At 64.1% G+C, this 15,656-nt stretch carries 13 protein-coding genes; 5 read left to right on the top strand and 8 right to left on the bottom strand.

Annotated elements, in window-relative coordinates:
* Positions 1–5: 5 nt before the first annotated feature.
* Entirely contained in the window at positions 6–1,256 is a 1,251-nt protein-coding gene (tyrS, locus tag EI545_RS19625) for a tyrosine--tRNA ligase (protein WP_125327050.1), read from the bottom strand.
* Between the two features lie 55 nt (positions 1,257–1,311).
* Between tyrS and EI545_RS19630 the strand changes: the two genes are divergently transcribed.
* A complete protein-coding gene (locus EI545_RS19630) occupies positions 1,312–2,412 on the top strand; it encodes an anhydro-N-acetylmuramic acid kinase (protein ID WP_125327051.1) in 1,101 nt (366 codons plus the stop codon).
* 9 nt (positions 2,413–2,421) lie between these two features.
* On the opposite strand, the gene rarD is transcribed toward EI545_RS19630, so the two are convergent.
* The 5 genes from rarD to eno all read right to left on the bottom strand — a co-directional run bounded on the left by rarD (position 2,422) and on the right by eno (position 6,730).
* Positions 2,422–3,339 carry an EamA family transporter RarD gene (gene rarD / locus EI545_RS19635; RefSeq protein WP_125327052.1) on the bottom strand — a complete coding sequence of 306 codons (918 nt, stop codon included), beginning with the start codon at positions 3,337–3,339 and terminating at the stop codon, positions 2,422–2,424.
* A gap of 173 nt (positions 3,340–3,512) precedes the next feature.
* Complete coding sequence (locus EI545_RS19640) at positions 3,513–4,397, bottom strand: fatty acid desaturase (RefSeq protein WP_125327053.1); 885 nt, start codon at positions 4,395–4,397, stop codon at positions 3,513–3,515.
* Entirely contained in the window at positions 4,397–4,816 is a 420-nt protein-coding gene (locus tag EI545_RS19645) for a cupin domain-containing protein (protein WP_125327054.1), read from the bottom strand. The genes EI545_RS19640 and EI545_RS19645 overlap by 1 nt, the downstream gene beginning before the upstream one ends.
* Positions 4,813–5,343 (bottom strand): pseudouridine synthase, encoded by a 531-nt coding sequence (locus EI545_RS19650; protein WP_125327735.1) that lies wholly within the window; start codon positions 5,341–5,343, stop codon positions 4,813–4,815. Before EI545_RS19650 ends, EI545_RS19645 begins: the two co-directional genes overlap by 4 nt.
* 109 nt (positions 5,344–5,452) lie before the next feature.
* The gene (gene eno, locus EI545_RS19655) at positions 5,453–6,730 is read right to left on the bottom strand and encodes a phosphopyruvate hydratase (protein ID WP_125327055.1); all 1,278 of its coding nucleotides are present in this window, start codon (positions 6,728–6,730) and stop codon (positions 5,453–5,455) included.
* A gap of 138 nt (positions 6,731–6,868) precedes the next feature.
* Between eno and EI545_RS19660 the strand changes: the two genes are divergently transcribed.
* From EI545_RS19660 to EI545_RS19675, 4 genes are all read left to right on the top strand, one after another.
* Entirely contained in the window at positions 6,869–7,765 is an 897-nt protein-coding gene (locus EI545_RS19660) for a DMT family transporter (RefSeq protein WP_125327056.1), read from the top strand.
* 464 nt (positions 7,766–8,229) lie between these two features.
* The gene (locus tag EI545_RS19665) at positions 8,230–11,928 is read left to right on the top strand and encodes a vitamin B12-dependent ribonucleotide reductase (RefSeq protein WP_125327057.1); all 3,699 of its coding nucleotides are present in this window, start codon (positions 8,230–8,232) and stop codon (positions 11,926–11,928) included.
* 210 nt (positions 11,929–12,138) lie between these two features.
* Complete coding sequence (locus tag EI545_RS19670) at positions 12,139–12,366, top strand: DUF2188 domain-containing protein (RefSeq protein WP_125327058.1); 228 nt, start codon at positions 12,139–12,141, stop codon at positions 12,364–12,366.
* A gap of 266 nt (positions 12,367–12,632) precedes the next feature.
* Entirely contained in the window at positions 12,633–13,052 is a 420-nt protein-coding gene (locus EI545_RS19675; RefSeq protein ID WP_125327059.1) for a Fur family transcriptional regulator, read from the top strand.
* Here the strand turns inward: EI545_RS19675 and EI545_RS19680 are convergent.
* Both EI545_RS19680 and EI545_RS19685 read right to left on the bottom strand, forming a co-directional pair.
* Complete coding sequence (locus EI545_RS19680; RefSeq protein ID WP_125327060.1) at positions 13,049–13,537, bottom strand: flavin reductase family protein; 489 nt, start codon at positions 13,535–13,537, stop codon at positions 13,049–13,051. The genes EI545_RS19675 and EI545_RS19680 overlap by 4 nt on opposite strands.
* 63 nt (positions 13,538–13,600) lie before the next feature.
* Positions 13,601–15,634 (bottom strand): NADH:flavin oxidoreductase, encoded by a 2,034-nt coding sequence (locus EI545_RS19685; RefSeq protein WP_125327061.1) that lies wholly within the window; start codon positions 15,632–15,634, stop codon positions 13,601–13,603.
* Positions 15,635–15,656: the final 22 nt, after the last annotated feature.

Below are 15,656 nucleotides of genomic sequence, written 5' to 3' on the forward strand. Positions count from 1 at the left end.
CATAATCAGCCCAGCACGACCAAAGCGTGCCGTTTCTTGCCTGCGGTCAGCTTTAGCGGCTCGTTCAGGTGGCTCGCGCCATAGCGCAGGCTGACGTCGGTCACGATGTCGTCGTTCACCTTCGCCCCACCTTCCGCGATCAGCCGCTTGGCATCCTTGCCGCTGGCCGCCAGCCCCGCGCGCACGAACAATTGCACGATCCCCACACCCTCGGCCAGTTCCTCCGGCGCAAGGGTCACGGTCGGCAGATCGTCCCCGATCCCGCCCTTCTCAAACACCTCGCGCGCGGTGGCTTCCGCCGCCGCCGCTGCTTCCTCGCCGTGCAGCAGAGCCGTCGCCAGATTGGCCAACTGGATCTTCGCGCTGTTGATCTCGGACCCGCCAAGCGCGCCCAGCCGGTCACATTCCTCGACCGGCAGTTCGGTGAAGATCTTCAGGAACCGCCCCACATCGGCATCGGTCGTGTTCCGCCAGAACTGCCAGAACTCATAGGGCGAAAGCATGTCGCCATTCAGCCAGACCGCACCGCTGGCCGACTTGCCCATCTTCCGCCCATCGCTGGTGGTGAGCAGCGGCGTGGTCAGCCCATAGATTTCCTGGTCGATCACCCGGCGGGTCAGGTCGATCCCGTTGATGATGTTGCCCCACTGGTCACTGCCGCCCATCTGCAGGATGCAGCCATAGCGGCGGTAGATTTCAAGGAAATCATAGGCCTGCAGGATCATGTAGTTGAATTCAAGGAACGACAGCGACTGCTCGCGGTCCAGCCGGGACTTCACGGATTCAAAGCTCAGCATCCGGTTGACGCTGAAATGCCGCCCGATGTCGCGCAGGAAATCAAGGTAGTTCAGCCCGTCCAGCCACTCGGCATTGTTCAGCATGATGGCGTCGGTCGGCCCGTCGCCATAGCTCAGGTATTTCGCAAACACCTGCTTCAGCCCGGCAATATTGACGTCAATCGCCTCCGGCGTCAGCAGCGGCCGCTCCTCGCTGCGGAAACTGGGATCGCCCACCTTGGTCGTACCGCCCCCCATCAGGGTGATCGGCTTGCCCCCGGTCTTTTGCAACCAGCGCAGCACCATGATGTTCATCAGATGGCCCACATGCAGCGACGGTGCCGTGGCATCATAGCCGATATAGGCCGGCACAGCGCTCTTGCGCAGCGCTTCATCCAGCGCCTGATAGTCGGTGCAGTCGGCGACAAAGCCACGCTCGAACATCACGCGCATGAAATCTGATTTTGGATGGTAGTTCATGGCCGCCTCGGTCTAGGATGGCCGGGGTATAGCTTCGCATGGGGCACAAGGGAAGATGCGGAAGGACGGTGCACTCTGGGCGCTTGGCGCGATGTCCGGCACCTCGCTTGACGGGGTCGATGCCGCGATGGTCCTGACCGATGGCGTGACGATCGAAGGCTTCGGCCCCTCCGCCTACCGCCCCTATACGCCCGATGAGCAGGACCTGCTGCGCGCAGCCCTCGGCCAATGGCCGGGTGACCCCAACGTCGCCGCCGCCGCCGAGACGGTGGAAAACGCCCATGCCGAGGTTTTGTCGCGCTTCACCGGTGCAGAACTCCTTGGGTTTCACGGCCAGACCCTGGCGCATGACCCCGCCGGTCGCGGCACGCACCAATGCGGCAACGGCGCGGTTCTGGCCCAGGTCCTGAACTTGCCCACCGTCTGGGATTTCCGGTCCTGCGACGTGACCATGGGCGGGCAGGGCGCGCCGCTTGCCCCGTTCTTTCACTTCGCCTGCGCCCGCCACATCGGCGCGACCGAACCTCTGGCCGTCCTGAACCTCGGTGGTGTCGGCAACCTGACATGGATCGACCCAACCGCCGACAAGGCCGAGGCTCCGGGCGCGCTTCTGGCCTTCGACACCGGCCCCGCGAACGCTCCGCTGAACGACCTGATGCGCGACCGGCTTGGTCTGCCCTTCGACGCCGATGGTGCCCTCGCCGCACAGGGTGAGGTGGATGAAGCCTTCGTTGCCATGGTCATGACGGACCCTTGGTTCGATCACCCCCCGCCGAAGTCACTGGATCGCAACGATTTTCACGGGCTTCTCGATCATCTTGAGATGTTGTCGGATGCCGATGCCGCCGCCACGCTGACCGCCGTTGCCGCCGCCGGGGTGGCTGCCGCGCAGATCCACTTCCCCGCCCCGGTCAGCCGGATCCTAGTGACAGGGGGAGGGCGTCACAACCCCCGCCTGATGGCTGAATTGCGCCGCCGCATCCCCAGCACCATCGATCCGGTGGAAGCCGCCGGCCTTGATGGCGACATGTTGGAGGCGCAGGCCTTCGCCTTCCTCGCCGTCCGCGTGCTGCGCAAGATGGCCACCTCCAGCCCCGGCACAACCGGCACTCCGGCGCTGGTTGGCGGCGGACAGATCAGCCGGCCCGATCCCTAGACTTGGCCCCTAGACCTGATCCCTGAACCGCGCCGACACCAGCGGAAGGGAATAGACCACCAGCGCCCCCCAGATCAGCCCGAAGGCCGCCAGCTTGACGCCACTGAACGGCTCGTCAAAGACGAAGACCGCGGTCAGAAAGATCATCGTCGGCGCGATGTATTGCATGATCGCGATGGTTGACAGCCGCAGCCGCTTGGCCCCGTTGGCATAGATCATCAAGGGCCCGGCCGTGACAATCCCGCAGCCGATCAGCAGCGCATTGTCCCAGGCCACCCCTTGCAGGAAATGCCCGCCCCCCGCACCCCAAAGCCAGAGCATGTACCCCAGCGCCAGCGGCAACAGGATCAGCACCTCCAGCGCAAAGCCCTGGTTCGGGCCAATCGGCAGCCATTTCTTCAGAAAGGCATAGAACCCCCAAGTCAGCGTCAGGGCCAGTGCCACCACCGGCAGCCGCCCCGCATCCCAGGTCAGGACCGCGACGGCAATCACCGCCAGCGCAATCGCCGCCCCTTGCCAACGCCCGATCCTTTCGCGCAGCAGCACCGCGCCCAGAAAGATCGAGAACAGCGGGTTGATGTAATACCCCAAAGCGGCATCAAGCGCATGCCCGGACCCGATGGCCCAGACATAGATCCCCCAATTCACCGAAATCAGCGCCGCCGTCACCGCCCCCATGGCCAGCATGCGCGGGTTGCGCACCGCGCTGCGCAAATCCCCGGTCCGCCCCAGAACCCACAACACGGCCAGCGCCACGGGCACCGACCAGACCACCCGATGCGCAATCACCTCCACCGGGGGAATATGCGCCAAAGCCTTCATGTAAAGAGGCAGGAAACCCCAGAGCAGATAGGCGGTCAGCGCGAACAAAAAGCCCGAAAGACTGTCTTCGTTGCGGGTGACGGGAACAGGGGCTGGATCGCTCATGCCCACCCCGTACCCAAACTGCCGCGCCGCGACCACGGCAATCTTGTGTCCCACACAATCACCGTTTGGAATACCAGCCTGCTTCAGCTTGCTCTTGTCGAAATACTCCGGGGGTCCGGGGGCTGGCCCCCGGTCGCGGCCCGCCAAGGGGCCGTTCCGCCCGAAGTCCGGGCTTAAAGCCGCCGCTCCAGATAGGCCTTGGTGAAAGCCGCATAGCCCGAAGCCGTGACCTGCAACTCCTGACGCATCAGGCGGTGCACCTCGGGCAGGCGGTGAAACGGCACGGCGGGCCAGACGTGGTGTTCGACATGAAAGGGCATGTTCCAGGCCAGAAACCGGACCAGCCGGTTCGTGAAGGTCGTCCGCGTGTTCTGGAACATGTTCGCCACGCGCGGGCAGTCGCCATGTTCAGCCAGAAGGTAGACCCGCAGGAAGGGCTGTCCCAGCAGAACCGGCACGATCCACACCCAAAGCAGCAGGGGCGACCACACCACGGTCAGGCCCACCGCCAGATATCCCAGCGCCATCACCCGCGCTTCCACCACGATCCGGCGCTTCGCGCCGTCAGGCAGATAGTCGCCCTCTGCCCGGCCAAGCACCAGTGCCGCCAGAAGCCGAAGCTGGGACCCCCAATAGGGCAGGCCAGAGACATGCCAGACCCAGGCCCCCAGCGTCCCTGGTTTCTCTCCCAGCAGTTCAGGGTCCTTGCCCTCGATGTTGGTCCAGCGGTGATGCGCAAGGTGAAAGTAGCGAAACCACTCGAACGGAAGCAGCAGAAGAAACCCCGCCGCCCGCCCCACCCAGTCGTTCAGGCGCTCGTTGGCAAAGGGTGTGCGATGCGTGGCTTCATGTTCCAGCGTGAACAGGAACACGATCAACACCCCCTGCACGGGCAAAAGCGCCCACCACCCCGGCACGCCGGACGCAATCAGGCCGCCGACCGCCAGAATGGCCCCCAGATGCAGCGCCAGATGCCGCAACCCCGGCCCGTCTGACCGGGCCGTCACCCGCTCGCGCAGGTCGGGGGGCAGCGCGCTGACAAAGGCACGGTGATCCATCAGCCCTCCACCGGCAGGGTCCAGCCCGGGGGGGCCAGTTCGAAGCCCTCGAAGCGGAAACCCGGGCTGACCGTGCAACTGACCAGCGACCACGCGCCCGTGGACCGCGCCGCCTGCCACCAGCCCGCCGGCACCACCGCCTGCACCCGATCACCGCCCAGCACATCCGGCCCCAGCCGCTGTTCCCGCGAGGCGGCCACGCCCATCGCCAGCACCAGCGGCGCGCCCGCATGCCAAAGCCAGATCTCGTCCGCATCCACCCGGTGCCAATGGCTGCGCTCGCCGGCCCGCAGCAGGAACAGGATCGCCGTCCCGCTGGCCCGGCCGCCCACCTCCGGCCCGACCCAGGTCTGCCGGTACCACCCGCCCTCCGGGTGGGGCTGCAGCTCCAGCTTGCGGATGATGTCCTCTGCGCTCATGCCTGCCTCCATTCCCCCGGCGCCAGACCGTCCAAGGTCCAGCCTCCCACCCGCCAGCGGATCAGCCGCAGGCAAGGCAGCCCCACCGCCGCACACATCCGCCGAACCTGCCGGTTCCGGCCCTCGCGCAGGGTCAGCTCGATCCACCCGTCCGGCACGGTCTTCCGCACCCGGATCGGCGGGATACGCGGCCAAAGCCAATCTGGCTCCGCCACCGCCTGCGCCCCCGCCGGCAGGGTAGGGCCATCCTTCAACGCCACCCCCGCCCGCAACCGGTCCAGTGCTGCGTCCGTCACTACCCCCTCCACCTGCGCCAGATAGACCTTCGCCAGCTTGTGCCGCGGGTCCGCGATCCGCGCCTGCAGCCCCCCGTCATCGGTCAAAACCACCAGCCCCTCGCTGTCCCGGTCCAGCCGCCCGGCCGGATAGACGCCCTTCACCGGCACAAGATCCGCGAGGGTCTGCCGCCCCTCACCATCGGTGAACTGGCAAAGCACATCGTAAGGCTTGTTCAGCAGGATCAGCATGGCCCATAGGTGCCACGGCGACAGGAAAATGAAAACGGGCACCACCGGTGCCCGCAAATCTTTTCGAAAAGATTTGCAAGGATTTTCGAAAATCCTTGCGCGCCCGATCTTACCCCTTCAGCACCGACCGACCAGCATACTCCGCCGTCTCGCCCAGCATTTCTTCGATCCGGATCAACTGGTTGTACTTCGCCAGCCGGTCCGACCGCGACAGCGACCCAGTCTTGATCTGCCCGCAGTTCGTCGCCACCGCCAGATCGGCGATGGTGGCATCCTCGGTCTCGCCCGACCGGTGGCTCATCACGTTCGTATACCGCGCGCGATGCGCCATATCGACGGCCTGCAAAGTCTCGGTCAGCGTGCCGATCTGGTTGACCTTGACCAGCATCGAATTCGCGCAACCGGTCTTGATCCCCTCGGCCAACCGCTTGGGGTTGGTGACGAACAGGTCATCTCCGACCAACTGGATCTTTGCGCCCAACCGGTCGGTCAGCAGCTTCCAGCCCGCCCAGTCATCCTCGGAACAGCCGTCTTCGATGCTGATGATCGGGTAATCCGCCGCAAGACCCGCCAGGAAATCGACATTCTCCTCGATCGACAGCGATTTGCCTTCGCCCTTCATCTCATAGCGGCCGCCCTTGAAGTATTCCGTCGCGGCGCAATCCAGCGCCAGATAGATATCCTCGCCCGGCTTGTAGCCAGCCTTCTCGATGGATTTCAAAATGAAATCAAGCGCGTCTCGGGCCGAGTTCAAGTTGGGCGCAAACCCGCCCTCATCGCCGACATTGGTGTTGTGACCGGCCTCTGACAGCTCTTTCTTCAGCGTGTGGAACACCTCCGACCCCATCCGCACCGCCTCGCGGATGTCCTGGGCGCCGACCGGCATGATCATGAATTCCTGAATGTCGATCGGGTTGTCGGCATGTTCGCCGCCGTTGATGATGTTCATCATCAGCACGGGCAGGATGCGGGCGCTGGTCCCGCCGACATAGCGATAAAGCGGCTGCGCCGTGAACTCTGCCGCTGCCTTCGCCACCGCAAGGCTGACCCCAAGGATCGCATTGGCCCCAAGCCGCGATTTGTTGGGCGTGCCGTCCATCTCGATCATCGTGCGGTCGATGCCGACCTGCTCGGTCGCATCAAACCCCACGAGCTCTTCGGCCAACTCGCCGTTCACTGCCGCGACGGCCTCCAGAACGCCCTTGCCCTTGTAGCGGGCCTTGTCACCGTCGCGCCGCTCATTCGCCTCATGCGCGCCGGTCGATGCGCCCGAAGGCACGGCCGCCCGGCCCATGCTGCCGTCTTCCAGCGTGACGTCCACCTCGACGGTGGGATTGCCCCGGCTGTCGAGGATTTCGCGGGCGTGAATGTCGATGATCGTGCTCATGGGTGGTTCCCTTTGGCCGAAGGATGCTCTCAGCCGCCCGTTTACCCCGGCCCCGTCCGCAGGGGAAGCCAGTTTCACCGCCGTGGCTTGCCCTTCGCAGCCCGCCCATGCACAAAGCACGGGCACGAGGGGGACAAGATGCACCGCAAGGACCGGCTTGATGTTTTCGGGGGCTCTGTCCTTCTGGGTGTGACACTCCTTCTGTCCTTCAACCAGATCATCGTGAAACTGGTGAACGACGGTCTGCAGCCGGTGTTCTTCGCCGGTCTGCGGTCGGCGCTTGCAATCTTCTTTGTCTGGGCCTGGCTGGCCTACAAGGGCCGCCCGCCACGCCTGCACCGCGCGGCCCTTGGCCCCGGCCTCCTGATGGGCGCGGTCTTTGCGGCCGAGTTTCTGTGCCTGTTCCTCGCGCTGGACTTGACCACCGTCGGGCGTGCCTCGGTCATCATGTATTCGATGCCGGTCTGGTTCGCGATCATGGCACATTTCGGTCTGGGCGAACCGATCAGTCGCCAGAAGGCCGCGGGCCTGTCGTTGGCCTTTGCCGGCTGCGCCTGGGCGATCTTCAGCCGCCCGGATACCGGTGAGGCCAGTCTTGCGGGTGATTTGCTTGCCCTTGGTGCAGCCCTTGGCTGGGCGGGGACGGCCTTTGTCGCCCGCCGCCCGGTGATGCGCGCCGAGGGGCCCGAGATGCAGCTGTTCTGGATGGTGCTGGTGTCGGCCCCGCTGCTGTTGCTTGCAGCGCCGCTGTTCGGGCCGCTGATCCGCGACCTCCAGCCGATCCATCTGGTCGGTCTGGTCTTTCAGGCTTCGGTCGTGGTGGCGGGCGGCTTCATTGCCTGGCTTTGGTTGATGTCGGTCTACCCCTCTTCAACGGTCGCCTCCTTTTCCTTCCTGACGCCGATCTTCGCGATCTGCCTTGGTGCCCTTATTTTCGGCGAAACCGTCACTTGGGCGATTCTCGGGGCGGCAGCACTCGTCGCTGCGGGGATCGTGCTGATCAACCGGCCAACCGGGCCGCGCGGCCAAGGTTGACCCGAGGGAATCGCTTGGCCTGACTGCAGCCACCTCAGCCGATTTCACAGCCCTGTCCGGCAAAGGGGCCGGAAGACTTGCAAATCCGCCCCTCCTCACAGACTGCGCGAAGTCTGTCCCCAGATATGTCCACAAGGTTGCATGCGGGGGCCGGAAACACGCCCTCTGTGATCTTGAAACCGTCAAGCCGCAAAATTTGCATCTGTGCTAAATTTTCCCGTTGATTGGGGGGGCGGATTACGACAGTTTGACAAAGCGGCAGGGGACACCACTAAATCTAGTGCCGCGGCAAACAGGCAAGACGCACCACAGCAAAGTGCATCCAAATCGGGTGCGACCCTCCCGCCGGCTCACCGGCAGGACAAGTGGAGTTTTTTCCTAAGCCGCGCACGGACCGAGCGACCCCCCTCCATTTTAACAATTTGAACGGCCAGCACGGCCGCAAAAAACAGGAGTTCAGGGGCATGAAGATCGAGCGGAAGTTCACCACCGAGGCCACCGGCGCTTACGGAGCCTTGGCCTTTGCAACCACGGTGTCCGAGATTCGCAATCCGGACGGCACGGTCGTTTTCCGCAATGACGCGGTCGAAGTGCCCGAGGGCTGGAGCCAGGTTGCCTCCGACGTGCTCGCCCAGAAGTATTTCCGCAAAGCCGGAATCCCGGCCCGCCTGAAGCGCGTCAAGGAAAAGGGCGTGCCCGAATTCCTGTGGCGCTCGGTCCCGGATGAAGAGGCTCTGGCACAACTCCCGGAAGGCGAGCGGAAGGTGGGCGAGACCTCCTCCAAGCAGGTCTTCGACCGTCTGGCAGGCGCTTGGGCCTATTGGGGCTGGAAGGGCGGCTATTTCACCACCGAAGCCGACGCCCGCGCCTATTTCGACGAGATGCGCTTCATGCTGGCCCGCCAGATGGCCGCCCCGAACAGCCCGCAATGGTTCAACACCGGCCTGCACTGGGCCTACGGCATCGACGGCCCCTCGCAGGGGCACTTCTACGTCGATCACGCCACGGGCAAGCTGACCAAATCGACCAGCGCCTATGAACACCCCCAGCCCCACGCCTGCTTCATCCAGTCGGTCAAGGATGACTTGGTGGGTGACGGCGGCATCATGGACCTCTGGGTCCGCGAGGCGCGACTGTTCAAATACGGCTCCGGCACCGGCACCAACTTCTCCTCGCTGCGCGGCGAAGGCGAGAAACTGTCCGGCGGCGGCAAATCCTCGGGCCTGATGGGTTTCCTCAAGATCGGTGACCGCGCCGCTGGCGCCATCAAGTCCGGCGGCACCACCCGCCGCGCCGCCAAGATGGTCATCATCGACATGGACCACCCCGATGTCGAAGACTTCATCAACTGGAAGGTGATCGAGGAACAGAAGGTCGCCAGCCTCGTCGCAGGCTCCAAGGTCCACTCCGCCCGCCTCAACGACATCTTCGCCGCGATCAGATCCTTCGACGGCTCGATGGACGGCGCCACCGACCCGGCCGCCAACCCGGCCCTCAAAGCCGCGATCAAGGCCGCCAAGAAGGCGATGATCCCCGACACCTACACCAACCGCATCCTGCAATATGCGCGTCAGGGCTTCACCTCGATCGAATTCCCGACCTACGACACCGACTGGGACTCGGAGGCCTATATCTCCGTCTCCGGCCAGAACTCCAACAACTCGGTCCGCGTGACTGATGCCTTCCTCAAGGCCGTCAAGAACGACCAGCCGTGGGAACTCATCCGCCGCACCGACGGCAAGGTCGCCAAGACCGTCTCGGCGCGGGATCTGTGGGACCAGATCGGCCACGCCGCCTGGGCCTGCGCCGACCCCGGCATCCAGTTCCACGACACCGTCAACGCCTGGCACACCTGCCCCGAAGACGGCGCGATCCGCGGCTCCAACCCGTGTTCCGAATACATGTTCCTCGACGACACCGCCTGCAACCTGGCGTCGATGAACCTGCTGACCTTCTTCCACAACGGCCAGTTTGACGCCGATGCCTATGTCCACGCCTCGCGCCTCTGGACGGTCACGCTGGAAATCTCGGTCATGATGGCGCAATTCCCGTCCAAGGAAATCGCCCAGCTGTCCTACGACTTCCGCACCCTTGGCCTTGGCTATGCCAATATCGGCGGCCTCCTGATGAACATGGGTCTTGGCTACGACTCCAAAGAGGGCCGCGCCCTCTGCGGTGCCCTGACCGCGATCATGACCGGCGTCAGCTACGCCACCTCGGCGGAAATCGCCAAGGAGCTTGGCCCCTTCGCAGGCTATGCCCGCAACCGTGACCATATGCTGCGCGTGATCCGCAACCACCGCGCCGCCGCCCATGCGACCGGCAGCTACGAAGGCCTGAACGTCCCCGCCGTTGCCCTTGACCACGCGAACTGCCCTGACCAAAGCCTTGTCGCCCTTGCGAAATCCGCTTGGGACGAGGCGCTGGCTCTTGGCGAGCAGCACGGCTACCGCAACGCCCAGACCACCGTGATCGCCCCCACCGGCACCATCGGCCTGGTGATGGACTGCGACACGACCGGGATCGAGCCTGACTTCGCCTTGGTGAAGTTCAAGAAACTGGCGGGCGGCGGCTACTTCAAGATCATCAACCAGTCGGTCCCGGCTGCGCTTGAAATGCTGGGCTACTCCACGTCCCAGGCGGCCGAGATCGTGGCTCATGCCGTCGGCCACGGCTCGCTTGGCCAAGCGCCGGCGATCAACCACTCCTCCCTCATCGGCCACGGCTTTGGCCCGCGTGAGATCGAGAAGATCGAGGCGGCACTCCCTTCCGCCTTCGACATCAAGTTCGTCTTCAACCAGTGGACCCTTGGCGTCGACTTCTGCAAAGGCACCCTTGGCATCCCCGAGGACAAGCTGAACGATCCGACCTTCGACCTTCTGCGCCACCTTGGCTTCACCAAGGCCCAGATCGACGCCGCCAATGACCATGTCTGCGGCACGATGACTCTGGAAAACGCGCCGCATCTGAAGCCTGAACACTATTCGGTCTTCGACTGCGCCAACCCCTGCGGCAAGACCGGCAAGCGGTACCTCAGCGTGGACAGCCACATCTACATGATGGCCGCCGCCCAGTCGTTCATCTCGGGGGCAATCTCCAAGACGATCAACATGCCGAACAACGCGACCATCGCGGAGACGCTGGCGGCCTATGAACTTTCCCACTCGCTTGGCATCAAGGCCAACGCGCTCTACCGTGACGGCTCGAAACTCTCGCAGCCGCTGGCAAGTGCCCTGATCGAGGATGATGAGGAGGCCGAAGAGGTTCTGACCAACGGCTCCTTGATGGAAAAGGCCCAGGTGATTGCCGAAAAGATCGTCGAAAAGGTGATCATCAAGGAAATCGTCCGCAGCAACCGCGAAAAGCTGCCCGAGCGTCGCAAGGGCTATACCCAGAAGGCCATCGTCGGCGGCCACAAGGTGTACCTGCGCACCGGCGAATATCAGGACGGCTCGCTTGGCGAAATCTTCATCGACATGCACAAGGAAGGCGCTGGCTTCCGCGCGATGATGAACAACTTCGCCATCGCAGTCAGCGTCGGTCTGCAATACGGCGTTCCGCTGGAAGAATTCGTCGAGGCCTTCACCTTCACCCGCTTTGAACCGGCAGGCATGGTCCAAGGCAACGACAGCATCAAGAACGCGACCTCGATCCTTGACTACATCTTCCGCGAACTGGCTGTCAGCTACCTTGACCGCACCGACCTCGCCCATGTCGCCCCGAAAGGCGCCAGCTTCGACGACCTTGGTCGCGGCGAAGAGGAAGGCAAGCGCAACATCTCGGAAATCACCGACGCCGCCGCGACCCGGGGGCTGGAGGTGCTGAAGCAGATCTCCTCTACCGGCTATCTGCGCAAACGCCTGCCGCAGGAACTTGTCGTCCTGCAAGGCGGCATGGGGGCAACCGCGCTGGCCAACGGGACAGACCCGGTGTCCACCCTGAACATGCTGGTCCCCGAAGGCCGGATGACGGGCTTCTCCGAATCCGTCTCGACCTTCGCCATCAGCGCTGCGACCACCACGACCACCACCGACGCCCGCTCCAAGGCCAAACTGCAGGGCTACACCGGGGACTCGTGCTCGGAATGCGGCAACTACACGATGGTGCGGAACGGGAGCTGCCTGAAGTGCAACTCCTGCGGCGGAACGACGGGGTGCAGCTGATTTGAGATTGGGGTTGGAGCGCGCTGTGTCACCAGCGCGCCCCGGCTCTCCCGCATTGTTGTGCACGCTGCGGGAAAAGCTGTCTCGGCCCTCGTGGGTCGATGCGCTCGTTGAAGCGCACTCCGGGACGGCGGGCAATGGCGTGCTCGCTTATACAGGTTTTGCCCACAGAAAACTGGGGACGCCTGTTAATATCTGGAGACGACTGAGATGGTTACCAAAGACTACTGGACGCAAAAGCGCTCTGATGGAAAATGGGAAACGAAGCGGGAGGGCGCAAGCCGCGCCACGAACGTATTCGATACGCAGGCCGAGTCTTGGGATCGAACGAAGGACTTGGCGCGTTCCCACGAGGGTGAAGCGTACCTCAAAGGTCAGAATGGACTGATCCGCGAACGCAACACCTACGGCCACGACCCTGAGAAGTCCAAAGGTTAATCGAAAGACGCTGCCAAATGAACGGGCGGGGACTGCTCCTCGCCCGTTTGCCATTTGCGCAGCTCTAGCCCTTTCCCTCCCCAAATATCCCACGGGAGGTCCGGAGGGTGTGAAACCCTCCGGGGCCAGCCCCAGCCGCTCCGCCCCCATTTCCTGACAAATCCTTAACACCCACCTCTAACCCGTTGAAATCCGGTGCGGCAGGCCCTGTCCCCGCCCGGGACACCCCATTTGACCCCGGCTGCCTCCAAGGCTACCATCCCGGAATGAAGCCAGACCCGACCCAGATCATGACCCAGACCCTCCGCGATACCGGTGTCCGTGTGACCCGCCAGCGCGAGGCGTTGCTGCGCGTCCTGACCGAGGCGCAGGACCACCCCGACGCCGCCGAACTCCACCGCCGCGCCCGGGTGATTGACGACAGCCTGTCGCTGGCCACCGTCTACCGCACGCTTTCCGTGCTGGAACGCGAAGGGGTCGTGCTGCGGCTCGCCCTAGAAAACGGCGGCGCGCGGTACGAGGTCGCGGACGCCCCGCATCACGACCATATCGTCGATCTCGATACCGGCCGGATCACCGAATTCCGGTCGGAAAAGATCGAACAATTGCAGCGCGAAATCGCGGCGGAGATGGGGTATGAGATCGTCCATCACCGGCTGGAGCTGTACTGCCGCAAGAAGCGTTAACCGCCAAAGCCGCCGTAGCGACCCTGGCTGAAAATCAACGGCTCCCCGTCGCGAACCGTGACCCGCAGCACCCGGCCGACTAGGATGGCATGGTCACCCCCGTCATGGGCGGCATGGGCCGCGCAGTCGAAGCGGGCAAGGGCTGTGGGAAGGACCGGCAGGCCCTCGTCGGTCACCACATGGTCAAGCCCGGCGAAGCCTTCACCTGTGCGGGCGAAGCGGGGGATCCAGTCGGCCTGCTCGACCCCCAGCACATGGATCGCGTAATGCGTCGCGGCCGTGAACACCCCGAACCGCCGCGAGGCCTTGGCGGGCGACCACAGGACCAGTGGCGGATCAAGCGACACCGACGAGAAGCTGTTGGCGGCAAAGCCCACCGGGCCATCCGGCCCCATCGTCGTGACCAGACAAACCCCGGTGGCAAAGCGACCGAAGGCATCACGCAGGCCGCGGCTGTCGATGGGTAGCGGTGTTCCGTCTGGCATGGTGGTCCCTTTCCTGAACCCCACCAGATATTGCGCCAAGCCGGACAATCAACGGCAAACCCTTCAGACAACCCGCAGCAATCGCAGCGCGTCATAAATGGCCGCGTGCGTGTTGCGGGCCGCCACTGCATCGCCGATCCGGTACAGCGCAAAGCCGGGCGGGCCGTCACCGTCGGGCTGTGGGCGACCGTCGATCAGCGCGTCGTGGTCAACCATGCCAAGATTGGCCGACAAGGGTTTGAGATCAAAGTAGATCTCTGCCAAAGGCTGGGTGCCGTGGTTGACGACCACCTGATCATAAAGCGCGGTCTTGGCCAGCTTCATGTAGTCTGACCCGATGGTCGCTTGCAGCTGGTTTCCGGCCCGCGCGACCGACAGCAGCCGGTAGGTCACGGTGAAGGTCACGTCCTTGTCCTGCATGGCGCGCATGTAGGGGACAAGGTTCATCGCCATCACATCGGGGGCGAAGGTGCGGTCGGGGGTCATCACCTCGACCTTCGCGCCCGTCTCGGCGATCAGTTGGGCGGCCTGCATCGCCGCATGGTCGCCCGCGTCATCGTAGAGCAGGACATTCGTGCCCGGCTTCACGTCACCCGACAGGATGTCCCAGGTCGACACCACAAGATCATTGCCAGCCGACAGCACGTCCGTTGTCGGCAGGCCACCTGTGGCGATGACCACGACATCAGGGCTTTCGGCAACAACATCAGAGGCTTCCGCGAATGTGTTGAAGCGGAATTCAACACCCTTTGCCGCGCATTGGGCCATGCGCCAGTCGATGATCCCGATCATCTCGCGCCGTCTTGGGGTGCGGGCGGTCAGAAGGATCTGCCCGCCAGGCTCTGCCGCGGCTTCGAAGACCAGAACACTGTGGCCGCGCTCTGCCGCGACCCGAGCAGCCTCCAGCCCTGCAGGGCCGGCACCGACGATTACTACCTTCTTGCGACGGGGGGCCGGGGCGATGCTGTGCGGCATCGTCTCTTCCCGCCCGGTCGAGGGGTTGTGGATGCAGAGCGCCATGCCACCCTGATAGATCCGGTCCAGACAATATGTGGCACCGACACAGGGGCGAATGTCAGCCTCACGGCCCTCGGTGATCTTCTGCACGATATGCGGGTCAGCCATATGGGCGCGGGTCATGCCGACCATGTCAAGCTGCCCGGTGGCCACGGCATGGCGCGCGGTGGCGACATCGGGGATGCGGGCGGCGTGGAAGGTGGGCAGGCCAACCTCAGCCCGCACCCGTCCGGCAAAATCGAGATGGGGGGCGGCGCGCATGCCCTGAATGGGGATCACGTCCGTCATGGCGGGATCAGTATGGATCCGGCCCTTGATGATGTTAAGAAAGTCGACCAAGCCACTGTCGCGGAACATCTTTCCGATGGCGATTCCTTCGTCGGCATCAATCCCGCCCGGCTCGCCCTCATCGGCGGTATAGCGTACGCCCAGCAGAAACCGGTCGCCCACACGTTTGCGGCAAGCGGCCAGAACCTCCATCGAGAACCGCGCCCGGTTTTCCAGCGACCCGCCATAAGGCGCGGGCAGCGCATTGGTGAAGGGCGACATGAACTGGTCCATCAGATGGCCGTAACATTCGAATTCCACCCCATCCAGACCGGCGGCCTGCATCCGTTCAGCGGCGTCGGCGTAGTCGTTGATGATGCGGGTGATATCCCAATCTTCAACCACCTTCGGGAAGGCGCGGTGGCTGGGTTCGCGGGCCGGACCAGCCGCGACCACGGGCAGCCAGTCGCCCTTGTCCCAGCGGGTGCGGCGGCCAAGGTGGGTCAGCTGGATCATCACTGCCGCCCCCGCCTCATGGCAATCATCGGCAAGGCGCTTCATCCATGGAACCACCTCATCCTTGTAGGCGAGGATGTTGTTGAACACCGGGGGGCTGTCCTTTGACACGGCGGCAGAGCCTGCGGTCATCGTCAGGGCAACCCCGGCCTTTGCCCGCTCCAGATGGTAAAGCCGGTAGCGGTCCTTGGGCATGCCATCCTCGGGGTAGGCCGGTTCGTGGCTGGTCGTCATGATCCGGTTGCGCAGCGTCAGGTGCTTGAGCTGGTAGGGTTGCAGAAGCGGATCGTTCGACATGGCCGGGCCTTGCGCTGAGGAT

The sequence above is a fragment of the Tabrizicola piscis genome, from assembly GCF_003940805.1.
In the GTDB taxonomy this organism is placed as follows: domain Bacteria; phylum Pseudomonadota; class Alphaproteobacteria; order Rhodobacterales; family Rhodobacteraceae; genus Tabrizicola; species Tabrizicola piscis.